This window comes from Alicyclobacillus acidocaldarius subsp. acidocaldarius Tc-4-1, assembly GCF_000219875.1.
GTDB lineage: Bacteria > Bacillota > Bacilli > Alicyclobacillales > Alicyclobacillaceae > Alicyclobacillus > Alicyclobacillus acidocaldarius_A.
The window spans coordinates 413145-433267 of the sequence record NC_017167.1 but is presented as its reverse complement, the minus strand read 5'-3'; the positions used below and the strand labels follow the sequence as shown (position 1 = coordinate 433267).

The 20123-nt window shown below is 61.8% G+C and carries 17 protein-coding genes and 1 pseudogene; 5 read left to right on the top strand and 13 right to left on the bottom strand.

Annotated elements, in window-relative coordinates; genetic code table 11:
* Window positions 1–20 precede the first annotated feature (20 nt).
* Together TC41_RS02015 and gabT are read right to left on the bottom strand one after the other, a co-directional pair.
* Entirely contained in the window at window positions 21–1511 is a 1491-nt protein-coding gene (locus tag TC41_RS02015; RefSeq protein ID WP_014463306.1) for an aldehyde dehydrogenase family protein, read from the bottom strand.
* Window positions 1498–2820, bottom strand: a complete 1323-nt coding sequence (gabT, locus tag TC41_RS02010; RefSeq protein ID WP_014463305.1) for a 4-aminobutyrate--2-oxoglutarate transaminase — start codon at window positions 2818–2820, stop codon at window positions 1498–1500. Before gabT ends, TC41_RS02015 begins: the two co-directional genes overlap by 14 nt.
* Before the next feature lie 153 nt (window positions 2821–2973).
* Here gabT and TC41_RS02005 point away from each other — a divergent pair, with 153 nt between their 5' ends.
* Window positions 2974–4323, top strand: a complete 1350-nt coding sequence (locus TC41_RS02005; protein ID WP_041694907.1) for a sigma-54 interaction domain-containing protein — start codon at window positions 2974–2976, stop codon at window positions 4321–4323.
* Between the two features lie 125 nt (window positions 4324–4448).
* Here the strand turns inward: TC41_RS02005 and TC41_RS02000 are convergent, their stop codons facing one another.
* Together TC41_RS02000 and TC41_RS01995 are read right to left on the bottom strand one after the other, a co-directional pair.
* Window positions 4449–5765, bottom strand: coding sequence for an ArnT family glycosyltransferase (locus TC41_RS02000; RefSeq protein WP_041694906.1), 1317 nt, complete (start codon window positions 5763–5765; stop codon window positions 4449–4451).
* Window positions 5766–5902: 137 nt separating this feature from the next.
* Entirely contained in the window at window positions 5903–8548 is a 2646-nt protein-coding gene (locus tag TC41_RS01995) for a DEAD/DEAH box helicase (protein WP_014463302.1), read from the bottom strand.
* Window positions 8549–8726: 178 nt separating this feature from the next.
* On the opposite strand from TC41_RS01995, the gene TC41_RS01990 reads away from it, so the two are divergent.
* The 4 genes and pseudogenes from TC41_RS01990 (at window position 8727) to TC41_RS01975 (ending at window position 12511) form a co-directional block, all read left to right on the top strand.
* Entirely contained in the window at window positions 8727–9512 is a 786-nt protein-coding gene (locus tag TC41_RS01990) for a prepilin peptidase (protein WP_041694905.1), read from the top strand.
* 199 nt (window positions 9513–9711) lie between these two features.
* A pseudogene (locus TC41_RS01985) lies at window positions 9712–10281 on the top strand (IS607 family transposase); the annotation flags it as partial.
* Window positions 10253–11404, top strand: coding sequence for an RNA-guided endonuclease InsQ/TnpB family protein (locus tag TC41_RS01980; protein ID WP_014463299.1), 1152 nt, complete (start codon window positions 10253–10255; stop codon window positions 11402–11404). The pseudogene TC41_RS01985 and the gene TC41_RS01980, both read left to right, overlap by 29 nt.
* A 66-nt stretch (window positions 11405–11470) precedes the next feature.
* Entirely contained in the window at window positions 11471–12511 is a 1041-nt protein-coding gene (locus tag TC41_RS01975) for a type IV pilus twitching motility protein PilT (RefSeq protein ID WP_041694904.1), read from the top strand.
* A gap of 268 nt (window positions 12512–12779) precedes the next feature.
* On the opposite strand, the gene gspM is transcribed toward TC41_RS01975, so the two are convergent.
* The 9 genes from gspM to TC41_RS01930 form a co-directional block, all read right to left on the bottom strand.
* The gene (gene gspM / locus TC41_RS01970) at window positions 12780–13370 is read right to left on the bottom strand and encodes a type II secretion system protein GspM (RefSeq protein ID WP_014463297.1); all 591 of its coding nucleotides are present in this window, start codon (window positions 13368–13370) and stop codon (window positions 12780–12782) included.
* Complete coding sequence (locus TC41_RS01965; RefSeq protein ID WP_014463296.1) at window positions 13367–13975, bottom strand: PilN domain-containing protein; 609 nt, start codon at window positions 13973–13975, stop codon at window positions 13367–13369. The genes gspM and TC41_RS01965 overlap by 4 nt, the downstream gene beginning before the upstream one ends.
* 4 nt (window positions 13976–13979) lie before the next feature.
* The gene (pilM, locus tag TC41_RS01960) at window positions 13980–14948 is read right to left on the bottom strand and encodes a type IV pilus biogenesis protein PilM (RefSeq protein ID WP_041694903.1); all 969 of its coding nucleotides are present in this window, start codon (window positions 14946–14948) and stop codon (window positions 13980–13982) included.
* A 51-nt stretch (window positions 14949–14999) separates the two neighbouring features.
* Complete coding sequence (locus TC41_RS01955) at window positions 15000–15806, bottom strand: hypothetical protein (RefSeq protein ID WP_014463294.1); 807 nt, start codon at window positions 15804–15806, stop codon at window positions 15000–15002.
* Between the two features lie 195 nt (window positions 15807–16001).
* Window positions 16002–16655: a prepilin-type N-terminal cleavage/methylation domain-containing protein gene (locus TC41_RS17195; RefSeq protein ID WP_041694901.1), complete on the bottom strand. Its 654-nt coding sequence runs from the start codon at window positions 16653–16655 to the stop codon at window positions 16002–16004.
* A 48-nt stretch (window positions 16656–16703) separates the two neighbouring features.
* Entirely contained in the window at window positions 16704–17246 is a 543-nt protein-coding gene (locus TC41_RS01945; RefSeq protein WP_041694900.1) for a hypothetical protein, read from the bottom strand.
* Between the two features lie 67 nt (window positions 17247–17313).
* A complete protein-coding gene (locus TC41_RS01940; RefSeq protein WP_014463291.1) occupies window positions 17314–18936 on the bottom strand; it encodes an IS1634 family transposase in 1623 nt (540 codons plus the stop codon).
* 59 nt (window positions 18937–18995) lie between these two features.
* Complete coding sequence (locus tag TC41_RS01935; protein WP_014463290.1) at window positions 18996–19391, bottom strand: type IV pilus modification PilV family protein; 396 nt, start codon at window positions 19389–19391, stop codon at window positions 18996–18998.
* 136 nt (window positions 19392–19527) lie between these two features.
* The gene (locus TC41_RS01930; RefSeq protein WP_237700005.1) at window positions 19528–20046 is read right to left on the bottom strand and encodes a prepilin-type N-terminal cleavage/methylation domain-containing protein; all 519 of its coding nucleotides are present in this window, start codon (window positions 20044–20046) and stop codon (window positions 19528–19530) included.
* Window positions 20047–20123 lie beyond the last annotated feature (77 nt).

Below are 20123 nucleotides of genomic sequence, written 5' to 3'. Positions count from 1 at the left end.
GGTGCGCCCATCTCGTCTCATCAGTTGTTGTCGATCTGCGCGCGCTGCAGTCGACCGCTGTAGTCGACGTACACGGTCTTCCATTCCGTGAAGACGTCGAGGGCGGCCTGGCCGGAATCCCGGTGTCCGTTTCCGGTGGCCTTAGTGCCGCCAAAGGGCAGATGAATTTCCGCGCCGGTTGTGCCCGCGTTGACGTAGACGATACCGGTGTCGAGATCGCGCATGGCGCGAAACACGCGGTTGACGTCGCGCGTGAAGATGCTGGCCGAGAGCCCGTACTTCACGCCGTTGTTGACGCGAATGGCCTCCTCGAACGAGTCCACGGCCATCACGCAGAGCACCGGGCCGAAGATCTCCTCCTGGGCGATGCGCATGTCGGGGCGGACGCCCGCGAACACGGTCGGCGCATAGTAAAAGCCACGTGCCAGCGGCCCCTCCGTCAGCCTGCGGCCGCCGGTCAAGAGCCGCGCGCCTTCGTCGACACCGAGCCGCACGTACCCATCGATCTTCGCGAGCGCTTCCTCGTGGATGACGGGGCCAACCTGGACGGCCGGATCCAGCCCGTCGCCAACTCGGAGCGCCTGCACGCGCGGGAGCAGGCGAGCGAGCAACGCTTCCTCCACCTCTCGCTCCACAATCACGCGGCTCGCCGCGGTGCACCGCTGGCCGCTCGTGCCGTAGGCGCTCCAGACGATGGCGTCCACGGCGAGGTCCAGATCTGCGTCGGCGAGCACCGTGATGGCGTTTTTGCCGCCCATCTCGAGCGACACGCGCTTCAGATTCGCGCCCGCGCGGCTCGCGATGTGCCGCCCGGTCTCGGTGGATCCGGTGAAGGAGATGACGTCGATGCCAGGGTGACTGAGCATCGCTTCGCCGACCACCGGGCCGTCGCCGAACACGACGTTCAGCACGCCCGCGGGCAGCCCGGCCTCCTGATACACTTCGGCAAACGCCCGCGCGAGAAGCGGCGTCTCCTCCGCGGGCTTCCACACCACGGCGTTGCCGGCGACAATGGCTGGGAGCAATTTCCACGACGCGATGGCGATGGGAAAGTTCCACGGCGTGATGATCCCCACCACGCCCACCGGCGCGCGCACGCTCATGGCGAACTTGTCCGGCAGTTCCGAAGGCGTGGTCTGGCCGAAGAGCCTCCTCCCCTCGCCCACCATGTAATCGGCCATGTCGATGGCCTCCTGCACCTCGCCGCGCGCCTCCTCGATGACCTTGCCCATCTCCATCGTCAGCGTCCGCGCGAGTTCCTCCTTGCGATCCCGCAACAGATCCGCGACGCGCCGCAGCACCTTCGCGCGCTCCGGTGCGGGCACGAGGCGCCACGCGGCCTGCGCCTCGCGGGCCGCCAAGACGGCGTCGTCGAGATCGTCCGGGCCCGATCTCGCCCACACCCCGAGCACCTCGCCGTTTGCGGGGTTGACGTTGTCCCCGTACTGCCCCGTCTTCGGCTCGCACCACCTGCCGCCGATGAAGTTTAGACAAGGGTCAAACCGATGCATGCGCCTCACGCTCCTTCACCTCGCGGACCACCGCCGCGAAAATCTCCAGCCCTTCGTCCAGCACGTCCCAGGGGATGTTGAGCGGGCACAGGAAGCGAATCGCGTTGTTGTACACGCCGCACTTCATGAGCAGAAGCCCCCGCTCCATCGCGAGGCGCAGGATCTGCGCCACCATGCCCGGGTGCGGCTCCATCGTGGCGCGATGGCGCACAAACTCCACGGCGAGCATGGCGCCGCGCCCGCGCACGTCGCCGATGAACGGGCACTCGCGCATGAGCTCGAGGAGCTTCGCCCGGATGCGCGCGCCGACCTCCTCGGCCCGCGCCACGAGCCCCTCCTCCTCCATCACGTCGAGCACCGCGAGCCCCGCGCTTGCAGCCACCGGGTTGCCGACGTAGGTGCCGCCGAGCGTGTTCTCAGCTGGCGCGTCCATGATCTCGGCCCGGCCGAACACGGCGGAAAGCGGCAGTCCGGCAGCAATGGACTTGCCGCACGTCATGAGATCCGGCACCACGCCCTCGTGCTCCATGGCGAAAAACCGCCCCGTGCGCCCGTAGCCGGTTTGGATTTCGTCCGCGACGAGCAGGATCCCGTGCTTATCGCAAAATTCGCGCAGAAGCGGGAAGAACCCTTCTACCGGCACGATGTACCCGCCCTCGCCCTGGATGGGCTCCGCGATGACGCACGCGATTTGGGCCGGATCGAACCACGTCACCGCGGCCCGCTCGAGAAACCGCCGAAACTCGTCGAGACGCGGCCCGTGCGTCGCGCTCGGGTACGGGAGCCGGTACACCTCCGGCGCGTACGGGCCATAGTGCGCCTTGTACGGGTGGAGCTTGCTCGTGAGGCTCATGGCCATGTACGTCCGCCCGTGGAAGGCACCGTCAAACGCGATCACGCCCGGTCTCCCCGTCGCCCACCTGGCGATCTTCACCGCGTTCTCCACGGCCTCGGCGCCGGAGTTGAAGAAGAGCCCCTTCGCGTTTGGAATGCGCGTCTTCGGCGCGAGGCGCTTCGCCAGCTCGATGAGCGGCACATAGGGGAACATCGTGTAATCCGTGTGCGTGAACCGCTTCGCCTGCTCCACGACGGCCGCCACCACCTTCGGGTGGCTGTGCCCGACGTTCAGGCAGCCGACGCCGCCCACGAAGTCGATGTACCGGTTGCCGTCGAGATCGAAGAGCAGGCTTCCTTCGGCTCTGGCGATCATCGCGGGCAAAAACGGGCGATACGCGCGCGCCAGATAGGCCTCTGCGTCCTGCAGATGAGGTGCGCTCGCCCGTCCAGGGAGCGTCTTCACGTCGGCCATCGTGCACCGCCTCCTTCAGCGAGTCTGCCTCAAGATACGAGCAAGCGCCGTGCCAGGTGCGGAGCCGCGCTAGAACGGTGTATGATGATTCTGACGGTGCAAAATCGGCGCGCAAAAGCGCAAAACGGAGGCAGGCGGCGAGGAGGCGAGCGCATGGAACCGAGCGTGGTGGCGGACGTCTGGAAGCTGTATCAGGAGATCCTCGAATTCGCGCCGGTCGGCGTCCACGCGGTCGATCGCGACGGGCGGACGCGCGTGTACAACCGAGTGATGGGCGAGATCGACGGGTATCGGCCGGACGAGGTGCTGGAGAAAAACGTGTTTGAGCTGTACGAGCTCAACGAGGAGACGAGCACGCTGTGGCGGGCGCTGAAGACCGGCCATCCGGTGCAGATTGACGAGCAGGTCTACGTGGCGCGCAACGGGCGGCGCGTGGTGACCCAGAATCGCACCAAGCCCGTCGTCGTTGCGGGGGAGATCATCGGCGCCATAGAGATTGCGGTGCCACGCGAGACCGGAGGCGCGCAGGCAGCGGCGGACGCGCGCGTCAGGCGCCGATACTCGTTCGCGGACATTCTCGGCGAAAGTCAGGCGATGCGGCGTGCGCTCGATCTCGCCGAGCGCGCGGCGCGGACGGACCTGCCGGTGCTCCTCGTGGGCGAGACGGGCACGGGCAAGGAGTTGTTCGCTTGGGCCATTCACGAGGCGAGCGCGCGCAAACACGGCCCGTTTTTGGCGCAAAACTGCGCAGCGTGGCCGGAAGGGCTCGCGGAGAGCGTCCTCTTTGGCACGAGGCGAGGCGGGTTCACGGGCGCTGTGGACCGCGCGGGGGTCCTCGAGCTCGCAAGTGGTGGCACGCTGTTTCTCGACGAGGTCCATGCCATGTCCCCCGCCGTGCAGGCGAAGCTGTTGCGCGCACTGCAAGACGGCGAGATCTGGCCGATTGGCGCAAGGCGATCCGTCCAGACGGACGCGCGCGTCGTGGCCGCCATGAACGTGCCGCCAAGGGAGGCGATGGAGCGTGGGCTCCTGCGCCCGGATCTCCTGTACCGCATCGGCGCTGTCGCCATCCACCTGCCGCCGCTTCGGGAAAGGCCTGAGGACATCCCGCTTTTGGCCCGGGCCTTCTTGCGCAAGTATGGGGAAGGGCGCGACGCGCGGCTCACGAGCGGCGCTTTGGCTTTCTTGACGAGTCACGACTGGCCTGGGAATGTGCGCGAGCTGGAGCAGACCATCCGATCCGCCCTGGCCCTCTGGCCCGAAGCCGTGGAAATCACGGCCGCGATGCTTCGGTCCGCACACCCGCTCCTCGCCGAAGGCGCCCCGCAAGAAGACGCGCACGTGGCGCGCGCCGAACGCCCCTCCGACGACGCCATTCGCCGGGCGTACGAAGCGGCCTCCGGCAACCTCACCCGCGCGGCGCGATCGCTAGGCATCAGCCGTCAGCGCATGCAGTACCACGCGCGGCGCCTTGGGTTACGTTCCGCTTGGCAAGACACGTGACCCAGATGCGCCGCCTCCCATAACGCCACCGCGTCCGGAAAGATGCGGCGCACCCGGCGGGCGCGCTGGCTGCTCGCCATTCGGGCGCGCGGCCGGCTGCCTGCCGCAGAACGCCAGAGCGTGGGTCAGCGAGCGGCGCGGCGGCGCGATCGCCCACGCCCTGACTTGGCACGCCCGCGTTTGCGCTCCTCGCCCACGATGGCGCGCAGAAGCGCCCACACGGCCAAGGGCACGCCCGAAAACATCAGCCAGTCGATAGGCACGTTGTACCGCTCGAACGCGAAGAAGAACGAGAACAAGGCCGTGTAATAGAGCAACGTGAGCCAGACGAGCAAGAGCTCGCGCCGCCGCCCGCGGGCAAACACCATCGCGACGAAGTGGCCGATGATGGACGCATCGACCACCCAGGTCTGCAGTCCGCGGAGGGAAGCCTCGGTGATGCCGAAGATGGGGATAGGCAAGTAGGCGCGCAGCCAGAGAATCTGCGGCTTCAGCCAGAGATAGGTCGTCCAGAAGGAGGACGGATTGGTCTTCAACCATTCGCCCATGCGCTTGAACGCAATCTGCTTCTGCAGGTGAAACCACGTCAACTCGTGCATCGACTGCGGCCGCAGGCTCGGATACTCGCGCAGCAACTGGTGCTCGATGGCGCCCTCGTTGCTTGGAGGCGGATAGCCGTACCCCTCAAAAGTGCCGAGGAGAAGCGGGTTCCAGCTGTCGTCGGTGAAGAGGATCCATCGGTGAAACACCATCTCGTTCCGGATCCACCAAGGCACCATGAAGATGAGCCCGACCACGACGGCCGCCCCGAGATGTCGCCAGAAGAGCGGACGGGGATAGCCCTTCATCAGGAAGTATATGAGGGCGAGGACAACCCAGAGCGCGACATTCGGGCGCACATAGATGGCGAGCATGAACAGGACGGCGAGCCCAAGCACGTCCCGCAGCCGCCTGGACTCCGCGACTTTGAACGTGAAATCGAACAACCAGGCGAAGGCCGCCATGAAAAGCGGCTCCGTGAGAAAGAGCGTGTCCACCAGCACTTCAGGCGGATACAGCGCGATGGCCGCGGCGACCACGGCACCGACCCAGGGCCGGCTGATCCGGCTCACCGCGCGGTAGATGCCCGCGATGCCGAGCGTCGCAATGAGGGTGAACACGATTTTCCCGGCATACAGACCGACGGTCCCCGTCCCAAACACCCAGAGGATCCCGGCCAACAAAAGCGTAATCCCGGGCATCATGTGCACCGTCGGCGCGTCCGGCGTGTAATACGAAAAGGTGCCCTTTTGCAGGAGCCAAAGTGCACTTCGGTAGTAACCTTCGTCGTCGCTGTGAATCGTGAGATGCGGTCCATACACGAAGATGGTCGCAAGGCGTGGCGCGAGCGCGAGCAGCCACAACCACGCTGGCGCACCGAGCCATGTCCGTCTGATTCGCATGGTGATAACTCCTGTGCCCGTGATGAATTTCACCCCGGCTCACCGCGTTTCGGCACAGCGAGCCTCGAAAGCTAGTCTATCACACCTCCCGTGCGATAGGGCGGCAGGCGCCCGCGCGTAGCCTTGCGCGTCCGGCGTCACCGATTGCCTTCAGGAGAAACCTCGACGACCTCGCCGCGCTCGATGTCGTAGAAGCCCCACCGCGACTCTCCGGGCATCTCGGCCACCAGATGCACGGGGAGCTGAATCTCGCACGACTGGTGCGACGTGTCGTCCGGGTACCTGCCGCGGTAGTGAAGGCCCGACGGCTTGAAAAACACGGCGTCGACGAGAAATCGGCGGCCCTCCAGTTCCACGTAGCCGACGCTGCCCGGAAGAATGACCCGCACACGCGACTCGCCCTCGCTCGCTGCGGCCGCCTCTGCCTCGCTACCCACGGAGACGAGCGGCTCGCGCAACGAGGAGACCCACGCCTTGGCGATGGGCCTGAGGTCGGGATCGATCTCATTCCAGAAGCGCGCATGCAAAAATGCCTCCATCTGCTCAGCCACCCGCGGCAACACGCCGGGCTCCAGGATGCGCGCCGCGAGGTGCAGGCTGCCGTAGACGCGATCGTAGAGCGTGAGGAGGCGGGCGTCCTGTGGCAGCGATGGGTTTCGCACGCCGCTCACGCGCGCAATGCCTACGGCGACGTCCTGGGTGTCGAAGGGAACGACGAAGGCGTACGCCTCCAACAGAAGGGACATGAGCGCGTTCAGGGCGTCGTGATCGCGCAGGTCGGGGTGGAAGAAGGACACGCCGTGGGTCACATATCGGCGCTGGAACAGCGGCATGTCGAACTGGACGCCGCGCAGATCGGGATCATTGTGGATAGGGTAATCGAATCGGTGGGGTGTCCTGCCGCGATACTCGACGAAGCCGGTGACCATCTCGTGCACCAAGAGATCGCTCGCGACGATGAAACCGGTGCCCGCCTGATACACGGTCGTGCCGGGGCGGTCGATCTGGGGCGAAATGCGCGCCGGGATGGCGCTCGGCTTGGTGTGGTACCGTTTCTCAGGCCGCACGACAATCTTTCCCGACGGATGATACACGCGCATGACGCGATAGCAACGGCCCATGTAGCGGTAGATGGCGCCGGGATACGCCTCGCGCATCACCTGGGACATCGACAGGTCTCCAAGCTTGTCCAACTCGTTTGCCGCCTGCAGCTCGACCGTGAACCGCCGCTCCATGTCGCGCAAGAGATACGTGCGGTGCGGGCTGTCGCCTGCCTCAATGCGCATGGTCTCAAACTCGGGAGGGATCTGGCCGGATCGCTCAGCCAAGCACAATTCAGCGAAGCCATCCGGCCACTCCACCGCTTCAGAGAGCTGAAACGCGTCCGGATCGCCCGGGCGACGGTTGAGGGCGAGATCGTGCTCGCCGCCGATCCCGGCGAGGCACATGGCGTGGATGTACTGCGCCCGACGGTGATCAAGGTACAGGACGGCCTCGGTGAGCGGTCGCTCCCAGAGGAACGACGGATTCGCGAGCACCGCGTCGTCGAGGGCCGTTTGGGCGTGTAGGATGACCACGTGACCTGGCCCACGGCGCCCGACGCGCCCAATGCGCTGCAGAAGGCTTGTCTGCGACTGTGGGACGCCAACGAGCACGGCGACGTCGAGATTCGGGATGTCCATGCCGAGCTCGAGCGCACTCGTGCTCACGACGCCCCGCAGCGCGCCGGATGTCAGTCCGCGCTGAATGGCTTGGCGATCCGCCTCCTCATACCCGGACCGATACGGCAGGATTCCGACCTGCTCCAGTTCCCGCAAGTTCCGGCCCAACGCCTCACCATCGTCGGGCTCGTCCTCGTCCTGGCGCTGTAAGATGGAGCCGATGATCTCGACCCGTTGGCGGCTGTCGAGAAAGGCGATGGCGCGTCTCCCCTGGCCCGCGATGTGACGAAGGAGAAGTGCCACCGCCTGCAGCAAATCGCCGCCCGCAGGAAGAGCCACAAAATCCACCTGCGTGAGATGGCGCAGCGAGGTGTCGTCTTCTGTTCCAACGACGAAGAACCTCCGCCCAAACAATTTCGCGACGTGCTCTTCCGGCTTTGCGATGGTGGCGGACGCGCACACGATGCGAAACGCCCCGCCCAGCACGTCCGCCACGTGCGCCAGGCGCCGAAATAAAAAGGCGCTGTTCGTCCCCATGACGCCCGAATACGTGTGCACCTCGTCGACCACAACCAGTCGAAGGTGCGTCAGAAACGTGCGCACGGCCGCTGAGGAGAGTGTCGGCAACAACCACGTATGCACCACGTCCGGCGTCATGACAATGACATCGCTCTTCCGCAACAGCGACTCCCGTTCGGCCACCGGTACCCCGCCATCCATGAGACTGACCTTCCAATCCGCACCGGCCGCTTGAATGGCCTCCCGCCACCGGTCGGCCTGCTCCCGCCCCAAGGCGCGCGTCGGATACATGGCGAGCACGCGCGCCTTGTACCGTTTCGCCATGACGTCGATCCCGGCCGCGAAAAACAGCGCGCTCTTGCCGGAGGCCGTGCCGGTCGCGAGGCACACGTTCTCCCCTTGGCACGCCGCGCGGATGGCTTTCACCTGATGCCGATACAGCCCTTGGTGATAAGTGTTTTCCAGATACCGCCGCACCTCAGGAGCAACGTCCTCCCCGAGGGCGGAGACCGGCTCATACCCAGCCTCTCGCGGGGGCAGCGTCCACTCGTACAAGCGCGCAAACCCATGCTTCTCATAAAAGGTTTGTAAGTCCACAACCATCCCTCCGCCTCGCTCATCCTCTTCAACATACCAAGTTGGGCGAAGTTGTCATGGTAGGAACGCACAAAAGCTTGTCCATTTGCGTCGACTCAGCAGGAATTTGGGCGAGGAAGAGCGTATTGGTTTGTATCACCAGACGCGCACAGGTCAGCCAGAGGTGCCACAAGGGAGTTTCGGAATGGCGCAGGAATCCGCAACCCACGAGATTTTCATTGCACTGGCCTTCATCTACGGACTCATCTTCGGATCGTTCGCCAACGTCGTGGGCTATCGGCTCCCGCGCGGGGAGAGCGTGGTCTGGCCGGGATCGCACTGCCCAAACTGTGGCCGGGACCTTGCGGCGTGGGAACTGGTGCCGGTGCTGTCGTGGCTGGTGCTTTGCGGGCGCTGCCGCACGTGCAAAACTCCCATCTCATGGCGCTACCCGGCCATCGAGCTCGCCACGGGCGCGGCCTACGCGCTCTCCGCCGCCACCTCAAGCGGTCACGATGCAAAGCTCGCGGTCTGGTGGGCGTTTTGGATGTATCTCGCCTCGGCTGTCGCGTGCGATCTCACGTCGCTCATCCTGCCGGACGTCTTGACGCTCCCGGCGGGCGTCATCTTCTTCTTGGGGAGCGGCCTGACCGGCGTCCGCACGTGGCTCTTGGCGGCTGCCGGCGCCGCGGTGGGGTACGTCATCGTGGCGGCCATTCACTTTGTGACGGGCGGAAAGATGGGGATGGGTGACGCGAAGCTGAACCTCGGAATTGGGGCCATGCTCGGTCCGGGCTACATGGTGATGACGTTCGTGCTGGCCGCCATCTACGGCATGCTGGCCGCATTGCCCCTGCGGCTCGCGGGGCGCGTCAAGCCCCAGCAGCCCATCCCGTTTGCGCCGTTTCTGGCGCTGGCCGCGGCCACATGCGCGTTTGTGGGACCAGACCTGTGGCATTGGTACGCGCGCCTAACGGGGCTCGGGCCGTGACGCCTGCGCAGCGGGAAGATGCGGCCATGCAACACTCACGCCAATGGCGATGCAGGGTACCGCGCTTCACCCCGCCGCGCCGCGACACCCAGGTGAGTGGCGACGTCGCCGATTCAAGGAGGGGTTGAGAACTGCTCACTGAATGATGGACAATCATGTACATTTAGTGTATTTTGTTTCTATGAAACTCAGTGATTAGGCAAAAAAGAATGGCATCACGTACAAGACCGCCTGGCGTTGGGTCAAAGAAGGCCGGATGCCCGTGCCTTTTGAACAAACTCCTTCGGGTACCATCCTCGTCCACGAAACCGAGCCTTCCACGACGAATGCCGTGGCCTTGTATGCGCGCGTGTCAAGCGCCGATCAAAAAGCCGATTTGGATCGCCAAATCGCACGACTCATGGAATTTGCAACGGAACAGAGGCTTGTCGTGGTCAAGGCGGTCACGGAAATCGGCTCGGGGCTCAACGGGCATCGACCGAAGCTCATGAAACTACTGTCCAATCCAGATGCCCATACGATTGTGGTGGAGCATCGAGATCGGCTCATGCGGTTCGGGTTTGAATACGTCGAGGCGGCTTTGGCGGCTCAGGGCCGACGAATCCTCGTCGTGGAGCCAGGTGAGGTCAAGGACGACTTGGTGCAAGACATGATCGAAGTCCTCACGTCGTTTTGCGCGCGGTTGTACGGGCGACGTTCCGCTCGTCACCGCGCCAAGCGCGCTTTGGAGGTTCTCGAGCATGAAGATTCATCGGGCGTATCGGTATGAGTTGGCGCCGAATCGGATGCAACGGAACCTGCTTGCCAAGCACGCAGGTGCGGCCCGATTTGCGTACAATTGGGGGCTTGCTCGACGCATCGCGCTCTATGAAGAGACGGGGCAAAGCACGAACGCCATCGAACAGCACCGGGAACTCAACCGCCTGAAGAAAACCGACTTCCCGTGGATGTACGAGGTCTCCAAATGCGCCCCGCAGGAAGCGTTGCGGGACTTGGATCGCGCGTTTCAACACTTTTTTCGCGGGTTGAAGGAGGGACGCAGGGTCGGATTCCCTCGCTTCAAGAAAAAAGGGCGCGACGATTCATTTCGCCTGACGGGTTCGATTCGCGTCTTGGACAACGCTATACGACTGCCTCGGCTCGGGCGGATTCGGCTGAAAGAGAAACCGCATGTCGAAGGCCGAATCCTGTCGGCGACGGTCAAGCGGGAGGCGGACCGTTGGTATGTGAGTTTGTCGGCAGAAACGGAGATTCCGGACCCTGTTCCACCTTCGGGCGAGCCGGTGGGTGTGGATTTGGGGGTCTCGTGGTTTATCACATTGTCCGACGGGACGAAAATCGAGGCGCCAAAGCCGCTCGCCCGATACCTTCGCCGCTTAAGGCGGCTGTCGAAGCGGCATAGTCGAAAGAAACCAGGCTCGCGAAATCGGCGGAAGTCGGCGCTGGCGCTTGCCCGGCTGCACCGGAAGATCCGCAACATACGGCAGGACTTTTTGCACAAGGTGACGACGGAGCTCGCGAAAACCAAGCGAGTGATCGTCATCGAAGACCTGCATGTGCGAGGCATGGTGCAGAATCGAGCGTTAGCACGAGCCATTTCGGACGTGGGTTTTGGCGAGTTTCGACGAATGCTAACGTACAAGTGTACGTGGTACGGCTCGGAACTCATCGTGGCACCCCGGTTTTACGCGAGCAGCAAGACGTGCTCGGCGTGCGGGTACGTGATAAGCGAGCTGCCATTGTCGGCACGGGAGTGGACGTGCCCGGCGTGCAGCACGCGGCATGACCGCGACATCAACGCAGCGAAAAATCTTTTGAGAATCAGTACCGCGAGTTCCGCGGGAAGTGACGCCTGTGGAGATCCCTCTGGCGGGGCGGCCTTGGGCTGCTAGTCATGGGTCGTGGAAGCAGGAAGCGAGAAGTGGACATTTGTCCATGAATCGCAGAACGGTTCAAGGGTGCAAATCGACGAGATCTTAGCCTTGGCGAAAGAGAAAGAAGCTTCAGACGTTCATCTCTCAGCGGGTGCGCCGGTCACCTATCGCGTGCACGGTGATCTCGAGCCGATGGGTGCCAAGCTCATGCCTATCGATCTCGAGACCTTCGCTCGCCAAATGCTCTCGGAGGATCGCTGGGAGCGCTTCATGGAGGCGGGCGAGATCGACTTTTCCTACAGCATTCCAGGTGTGGCGCGTTTCCGCGTGAACGCGTATCGGCAGCGGGGCTCCATCAGCATCGCGGCACGGCTCATCCCACAGCGCATCCCGACGATGGAAGAACTCGGACTGCCAAGCGTGCTCAAATCGTTGATGAACCGGCCCTTCGGGCTGGTCCTCGTCACAGGCCCGACTGGGAGCGGCAAGAGCACCACGCTCGCGGCGGTACTTGACGCCATCAACCAGACCCAGCGCAAGCACATCATCACCTTGGAGGACCCGATTGAGTACTTGCACACGCACAAGCTGTCGATCATCGACCAGCGCGAGATTGGCCAAGACACGTCGGGCTTTGCGCCCGCGCTGCGCGCGGCACTCCGCCAGGACCCGGACATCCTGCTCGTCGGCGAGATGCGCGACCTCGAGACTATCGCGACGGCCATCACGGCGTCGGAAACCGGTCACTTGGTGTTTGCCACGCTGCATACGTCAGACGCGGTGCAGACGGTGGAGCGCATCATCGACGTGTTTCCGCCCGAGCAGCAGGGGCAGATCCGCATCCAGCTCGCGGGCGTTTTGGCGGGCGTCGTCTCGCAGCGCCTGCATCGCACGCGCGACGGGCGCGGGCGCGTGGCCTCGTTCGAGGTGCTCGTGAACACGCCCGCGGTGGCCAACCTCATCCGCAGCGGCAAGACACACCAGATTGGCGCCATGATGCAGACGGGCCGCCAGTTCGGCATGATCACCATGGAGATGAGCATTCGGGAGTTGGTGCAGCAAGGGAAGATCTCGCCAGCCATCCTGCGGCAGTGGCAGCCTGCGCAACTCACGCAGCAGTCGTGACCCGTGACCCGTGACCGGGCGGCGGGCCGAATCCACGAGAAATCCCCGCTGACGAGGACCAGCGGGGATTTCTCGTGGGTGGGCGCAGCAGGGACGGAGCAGAGGGCCCAAACGCCGAGTCGCGCGGGTTCGCACCCGCGGTTTCGCGGGGAGAAGCCGCAGTCACACTGGCCACGTGAAGCGGCAACGAGGGTAGTTCGAGCACCCGTAAAAATCGTCGCGCTCCTCTCGTATCCTTCCCCAGCCCACGGTCTGCGGCCGATGATGGTCAGCCGTTGCGATAGTAGGCCGTGAGCGTAAAGTTCGCCGTGACGCCGCTCGCAGTCCCCACGGCGCTCTGCAGTTGCACCGTCATCAGGCGCGGCGCTGTGGCGAGATCAGCGAAGAACGCCTCGAGGTCCGAGGTGCTGCCTGTGGCCGAAATGGTGTACTGAAGGCTCGGAAGCGCCCCACCTTGCACCTGGGACGAACTCGTCGCGCTTCCCGATCCCGACGGCATCGTCGGCGACGCCCCTGTCGATCCCGTCCCCTGACCCAGTTCCACCGAAACGAGCGTCACTTTATCCTTCTGCGCAATCTCATTGATGACCTCGAGCGCGTTCGCCTCGTGTGGGCCGATAGGGACACGGGAGAGCACGTTCTTGCCCTGCTGTTCCACCTGTTGTTGCTGCGCATGGACTTGACCCAGAGATGCGAGCGTCTGCTCCAAAGACGACCGCTCCTGCGCCAAGTTGGACAGTTGATCAAGAGCCGGTCGTACGCCAATCAGGTACACCAGCAACAGCACCACCACGACGCCGAGCACGAGCAGGATAGACTTGTCCCGCTGCGAGAGCGATCTCGACAGGGTCAGCTTCAAGGGGCCCCACCTCCTGACTTCAGAACCACCGTCAGCGTGTAATCGTAGCGATAATTGGATGATCCGCTTGCCCCCGCGACGATGGCGTGCCCCAGCGCCATCTGGCTGGAGCCCGGCACGTTGGAGCCGCTGCCCTGCAGAGCCGCTGCCGTAAAGAACGCACTTAACGTGAACGGTTCACGCGAAACCGCTGCTTCGAACGCCGCCACGCTGGCGACGCTGTTGGTGCGCCCGGCGAGCGTCAGGGTGGTGCCGGCCTGCTGCATCGAATCGACTGTGGTGGAAGGCGAGAGATCATGCGCGAGATCTTTCAGAATCACGTCGTACCGCACGCTCGACTGGACGATCTGCCGCGCCGCCGTCTCCTCTTGCGCGGATTGGCTCGTCGAGACGGATTTCGTCTGCGCCTGCAAAAGCTGAACCTGCTGCTGGAGCTGATTCAGAGATGCCGCCGACCGCGCCACCGCGAGATGAGACACCACAATTGCGGCGATACACACGACAGCCACACCACTTCCTATGACCATCCACGGCCACCGGCCGCGCACCGGCGTGCGCATGCGGACGGATCGACTGACGGGCTTGGGCATAAGGTTGATGTCCACCGCGTCACACCCCCCTCAGCGCGAGCCCGATGGCCGCTGCGTAATCCGCGAGATCTGGCATCCGATGTGCCTCGGGCCCGATTTCGCAGTTGCGCCGAATCATTTCCGCCAGCGGCAAGACTTCGCACGGCATACCGATGCGCTCCTCAAGAGCCTGCAGGTGTTCGGACGCGTCCACGTCGCGCGGCAGCGTGACGAAAACCCGCTCAAACCCCGCCTCGCGCTGATTCAACGTGTACATAAAGAAGTTCAGCGTGCGCTCGATCTCGACGTCAAACTGACTCACATAGTCGAAGGCTGGAACGTCGGACGTGGGCGCAAGTGCGACCGGAACTTGGCGCGTGAGATAGAGCAAACCATCGTGAAAGACGTGCAGGTCCACGGTATCCTCGCTGGTCTCCAACAACAGAAAGTTCTGGGGCAGGTCCGGACGAAAGCGCCGAATCAAGCGATACAGTGCTAGCGCGTGAATGTCGATGGTCTTCGGACGCATACCGACAGCTCGAAACCCCTGGATGACATCGTTGACGCGCGACTTGTCCGCTGCGACGAGCAGCACGCTGACGCTGTCGGCCTCGTCCTCGGGCGGATCGCAGCGCACGTAATCGTAGGCCGCCTCGTCAAACGGCAGGTGAATGTTGTGCTGGATTTGAAGTTCGATAGCACTTTGGAGCTCTTTCTCACCCACCGCCGGAAGCGTGAGCTGGCGGATCACGGTGAACCTTGAAGGCAGTGCGACGTGGACAGTCAACTTTTTACGCCGATTGGCGTCAAATGCGTGCGACAAGATAGGCGCCAGCGCGAACGTGGGATACGGATCGCGCACCGTTTGAGAAAGATCCCAAGGCGCGGTTTCGAGCCGCGATACGCGAAGAGGCTTTCCGGGTTCCACCTCCGCGATGCGCAGACCTGCGTCGCAGATCTCCACACCAACCGAGGGGGAACGCGATGACGTGGTGAGACGAAGCAGCATGCTCGAACTCCTTTCAATGCTCCCGCGGAGCTTACGGCAGACGGACTGTCGCTACACGACGGCCACCTGGAGTGCCCAGTCGGGCAGTGGAATGATGAGCTGCGATCCGGTGATGAGCGAGCCCAACAAGGCAGGGATGGATGAAACGAAAGTTCCGATTCCCTGGACGCTGGTCAAGAGGGATAAGGCGTTCGCTGGCGTGAGAGGCATGGACTTTGGGCCGTATTCCTGAAAGGCGTACGAGATATCCAAGACGATGGTGTTGCCGGTGGCACTTGCCACGTCCACGATGGCGTGCGGGATTTGGACACCCGATGTCGTCGATACAACGGCGTTCAAGGCACTAGCAATCATGTTCAAAAACAGGACATTTTGAATCGCGGTAAAAGACGCGTTCAGAGCCGAAATCGCCCCCGAGAAGTCCAATCGAACGGCATCGTTCACCACGGTTTGCAAGATGACATTCAGAGAGTTAACGGCGGCATTCAAAACAGACTGGACTTGGGACAGCTGTGTCTGCAACACGGCTGAAGCCGGCGTCGTGTACAGGGAATACGATTTAACCGTCAAACCTTGCTTCTGCAAGGCAGGAAACACTGTATTCGTCAGCGTCGATTGCAATTGACTTGTGTTCACGCCCGTCACCGTGGGCACTAGAGATTGACTCACGGAGATGGGCACGGACGCCTGCAGACTGACGGAATTCACCGCATTCAGGGCCGTCTGCTCAAGGTTCGCCCGATTCGCCATAGCTTGCTGGGTGTCCTGAATCTGCGTAAACCCGCCTACCCGCAGGGTATAACGGCTCCATACGAGGAGCGTGGTCACGATGGTCGCCAGAAGCACAACAAGGACCATTGACCAGAGAAGGGAAAATCCCCGAGAGCGGAAGCTACGCGGACGTGGTGAGTGCAGTGCTACTGGGCCCCGCCCGCCTAAACCTCTCGCAAACATGCTCAGCCCACCTCCGCATCGTGGTAACCTGCGGTGAGCGCGTAAGTCGCCGTTTGCCCGCTAGGCGCGATATATGTAGAGGATAATTTCAGAATGATGCTATTGACAAATAGACTGGTCGTTCCCGATGAACCGGCACCGGATCCGTTGTAAAACAAGTTCGAAGCGGACTGTAACCAGGATTGCGCGATGGAACCTGATCCGGTCGTTCCGGCGGACAATGCAGGCAGGTACCAAGTGACGTTCACGTTCTGAGCCAGTGGCTGACTCGGCAGCGGAGGCGGGGACGACGGATTGGGTCGCGGGCATGGCATACACGTTGTTCGACCCAGTGGTTGCGTTTGGTACAAACTCGATCAAATAATAGCAGTTAGCATTGTAGATAGCGGGAGGTGTCGCGGATACGTTCGCTAAGCCGCTCATGCCGAAAGCCAGCCTGGTCGAAGAGTTATACATCCATGGCTGCGATGGCAAGACGGCGGAAGCCGAAGGTACGCCCCCGCGGAATAACCAGAGGCGCGTCAACCCGCTCGAGGCATCATACGTGATTTCAACATAACTAGACGATCCAATCATGCGCGTCAGCATGTGGTTCACCGTCAGGACGGACTCCATGGCTTGATTCGCCGCTGTAAGACGTTGTGCACGAAGGGAAATTTGCCAAATTGAAGTGATCAGCCCGCCCATCACAATGGCTGTAATCGTAATCGCCACGAGCACCTCAATGAGCGTCATTCCCGCGCGCTGCGCCAACCGTGCGCTACACGTTCTCAAGCAGACACCCCCTTCACGCAGGGCACATCAGACAGTCACCGTCTCCTGTGCGACGGCGCCGTGTGGACTCTTAACGCGAATCGTGTAACTCCACATCGGTGCCAACTGGGACGAACCACTCCCCCCGACTGGCGCCGCGTTCACCGTACACGTGTACCCGTCAGGGAGCAGATAGGGACCGTTCCATGATTTCCTACCAAGAGCCTCATCGAGCATAAATTCCGTGAAGGTCATGCCGCTGCCCGAAGGCGTGCCGAGCACCGCAGGAGACGGGATATATAGCGTCGCGGTTTGATTCTTCAAGGACGCGTCTCCAAGCGCGTCACCGGGGATAACCACCGCGAACGGCCACAGCATAGAAGGCGATACGGCCATCGCGTTGATGGGGGCGGATGACATCGACAGCATCTGCGAGTAGACCGTCGACGGGAAATTCAAAATGGCCTGGACCATTTGGTCGAATGTCGCGCCTTGTTGAAGCAAGCCGTTTAATGCACCCAGATTGGACAGCACGGCGTTGAGAGCAGAGTCCAGAGTCATTGCAAGCTGCTGCGTTAAGCGGAAGTTCACTCGAGGCCGACGCCAGAATCCCAATCCCGGCAAGGAGTTTACGCCTTTTTGGGATGAATGATTCTGGCTACTTCAGTTTGACCCCCAAAGCGTCGAGGATTTTTCGCTGCTGTTCGTTTGGTTCGGTCAGCTGCTGGAAGACCTGTCCTGCGAACTCAACGGTGTTTTGCTGAATCGAATCCAGCCGTTCCATCACAAGCTTGAAGCTCCCGTACTCGTTCTCGTCCTCCTCCCGAAGCGGGCGCAACTTTTTCATCATGTGCCATTGCACATAGTACGCCAGCATACACAGGAATACGTGAGCTCGAACTCGGTCTTCCAGGCGGTGAAACACGGGGCGCAGTTCGAGTTGCATCGACTTCATGTTCCGAAATGCCTGCTCCACCTCCTGCAGACCTTTGTAGGTCTCGATCACCTCCGTCATGGCCATTTTCTCGTTTGGAACGCTCGCGCGGACAACATAGATGCCGTCCAACAAGGCTTCCTTCTGAATCCGCTCCTCATCCCGGGCATAATTGAATACCCCATCCGCAATCTCCAGGATGAAGTGCTTCTCCATCTTGTTTTTTGCAATCACCTTGCCCACCGCAAGACCGATTTTGTCCGCGGAGACGAGCCTGCCAGCCTCCACCCGCTGGCGAATCTTCTCCAGGTTCGCCTCCGTGATGGCAAGTAACTGCTCTCGGTTGCGGCGCCGCTCCTCGGTCATCAACGGATTACGGCACACACCAAGACGCTCATCCGGGTAGTCTGGATGTTCAATCTCAACAATGTCCTGTTGGTCGAACAAGGACAGTTGGAAACAGCCATCCTCATACAGGTGCTGAATATCACTCGCCCGAAGTGCCGTAATCCAGTCGTACCCAATCTCCTTCAGGTCTGCGATTCGGGTCTTGGTGATCATCCCTCGGTCTCCCACCAGAACCACCCGCCGAAAGCCGTACTGCTCGCGCAAACGGGTGATCTGGTCCTCGAGTGTCTTGGCGTCCGTTCGGTTTCCAGGGAAGACCTCTATCGCGACAGGGCAGCCCTCTTTGTTGGTCAACAGTCCGTATGTAAACTGCTTTTTTCCGCGCTTTTTATCCCGGCTGTATCCGAACTCCGCCAGTGGGCAGTGTGACCCCTCCAAGTACGAGGAGGACAAATCATACAGGACGAGGGCGCCGTCTTCCAAGTGCTTCTTGGCCAGCTTCTTCTCGATGGCAGCCTGACGCTTTAACAGGGTATCCATAGCGTCGTAAAGGGCATTAGGCGAGACTGATTCTGGAAGTGACAACAGGGAGCCCAGGGTGGTTTCCTGCCAGTACGCGGCCGTGAACCGTTTCGACCCCGGTTTCACCAGACGGGCAACTATCATGCCGAGCACAATCGAACGCCAGCGCTCATCACCGCCCAGCACCTTATCCAGTCCGGTTTGGCGGAGGGTCGAAAGAACAGCAAAGACAGACCCGTGCGCCTTCGAAGACGTGATCTTAAACGCGTCCGAGGCGGACATAAACTTCTCGCCTTTGAGGGCCCGGCGTATGAGGTCAATGATCTCCGGCGGGAGAGCCGACAGATTGGCGAGGGTCCGGTGCTTGACCTTGCCGTTTTCCCGGTAAGTCTGACGCAGAAGGACAGACGTGTAGGTCTTACCCTTGTATTCACGTTTGGTAATGGCTACGTGCATGGCGTTCGATTTTGTCTTCATGTTAGTCATATTCGACGTTGGGCGAGAAACTCCTTCCCTGGAAACAAAAATTTTAGTGGCTACATCATATGCAATAAAACGGCCCCCGAAACCTCGTCGTGCAAGGCTTCAGGGGACCTAAGGGGGAGTGAACTTCCGGTTAAGTTGAGACTCTGTTGAAACGCCGAGACGGTCGAGCCGCCAGATAAACTCTGTGTGATAATAGGCTCCAAGATCTGAATTTGCGCATTCGGATTCCTGTCCCGGATCTCCTCTGCAATCGTCGTGGCAAGCCCCAACGCCTTCGAATACTCGGCCTCTTTCAGTTGCCCCGCCTGCACCGACTCCACCGCAAAAAGGGCAGCTGTTCCCGCCATCACAATGATCACAACGCTCGCCAACACTTCGATCAGTGTGAAGCCCTTGTACCGCGACCTCCAACCATGGACCTTGTTGTCAAGCTTGCACGTGCGCACCCTCAGTCCCTCCAACGCCCCCACACCCCCGTGTAACTGGGGGACTGAACCCCATATTCGTCGGCCCGCATCTACACAGAAAGCCCCCACGCGGGGAGCTTTCCTACTCTTTTTTAGCTGACGTGTATAGCAACAATTATTGAATCGTGATATACCAGCTTTGAATGTTGCCGGTGCTGTTCGGGTACGTAAACGTGACATACGGTACAGTAGAGTTATTTGCCGGCGGAGTCGTCACAATGGTAAAGTTGCCCGTCTGGGACTGCGGCGTTGGAATGCTCGTCAGATACCCGTTGCCGCTGCCGTTACCGAGCAGATAGTTGTAAACGGCCGTGCCATTCGACAGAGATCCGTTCGACACCACACCGATCTGTGCACCGCTCCCATTAACAATAGCGCCATTTGTGATACCCAGACTCCCCTGGTTCGTCGAGTTCGACTGATAATCATACTCCGCCCGCTGCAGCGCGTCCGCAATTAACTGTTCGTTCGACTTATCCGTGTTCACGCGCGCCTTCTGAATCTGCGCCAGCACAATCGGCACGCCGACCGCCGCGAGAATCGCCAGGATGACGACCACGGCGAGCATTTCGATCAGCGTCACGCCGCGCTGATCCCGGAGCTTTTGTCTCACATTCGAAATCTTCGTTCTCATCTGACCCATCAGAACTCCCCTTCCCCTCTGCTCGACTAAGTACGAGCCTACGTGTCGAATGAGGACCTTTGATGGCA

Excerpts from the sequence above, each read along its gene's own strand:
- TC41_RS02000 (WP_041694906.1), bottom strand. The coding sequence starts at position 5,765 with ATGCGAATCAGACGGACATGGCTCGGTGCGCCAGCGTGGTTGTGGCTG.
- TC41_RS01990 (WP_041694905.1), top strand. The coding sequence starts at position 8,727 with ATGGCGCAGGAATCCGCAACCCACGAGATTTTCATTGCACTGGCCTTC.
- TC41_RS01955 (WP_014463294.1), bottom strand. The coding sequence starts at position 15,806 with ATGGTCCTTGTTGTGCTTCTGGCGACCATCGTGACCACGCTCCTCGTA.
- TC41_RS01995 (WP_014463302.1), bottom strand. The coding sequence starts at position 8,548 with ATGGTTGTGGACTTACAAACCTTTTATGAGAAGCATGGGTTTGCGCGC.
- gabT (WP_014463305.1), bottom strand. The coding sequence starts at position 2,820 with ATGGCCGACGTGAAGACGCTCCCTGGACGGGCGAGCGCACCTCATCTG.
- TC41_RS02005 (WP_041694907.1), top strand. The coding sequence starts at position 2,974 with ATGGAACCGAGCGTGGTGGCGGACGTCTGGAAGCTGTATCAGGAGATC.
- pilM (WP_041694903.1), bottom strand. The coding sequence starts at position 14,948 with ATGCTGCTTCGTCTCACCACGTCATCGCGTTCCCCCTCGGTTGGTGTG.
- TC41_RS02015 (WP_014463306.1), bottom strand. The coding sequence starts at position 1,511 with ATGCATCGGTTTGACCCTTGTCTAAACTTCATCGGCGGCAGGTGGTGC.
- TC41_RS01980 (WP_014463299.1), top strand. The coding sequence starts at position 10,253 with ATGAAGATTCATCGGGCGTATCGGTATGAGTTGGCGCCGAATCGGATG.
- TC41_RS01930 (WP_237700005.1), bottom strand. The coding sequence starts at position 20,046 with ATGAGAACGAAGATTTCGAATGTGAGACAAAAGCTCCGGGATCAGCGC.
- TC41_RS01940 (WP_014463291.1), bottom strand. The coding sequence starts at position 18,936 with ATGAAGACAAAATCGAACGCCATGCACGTAGCCATTACCAAACGTGAA.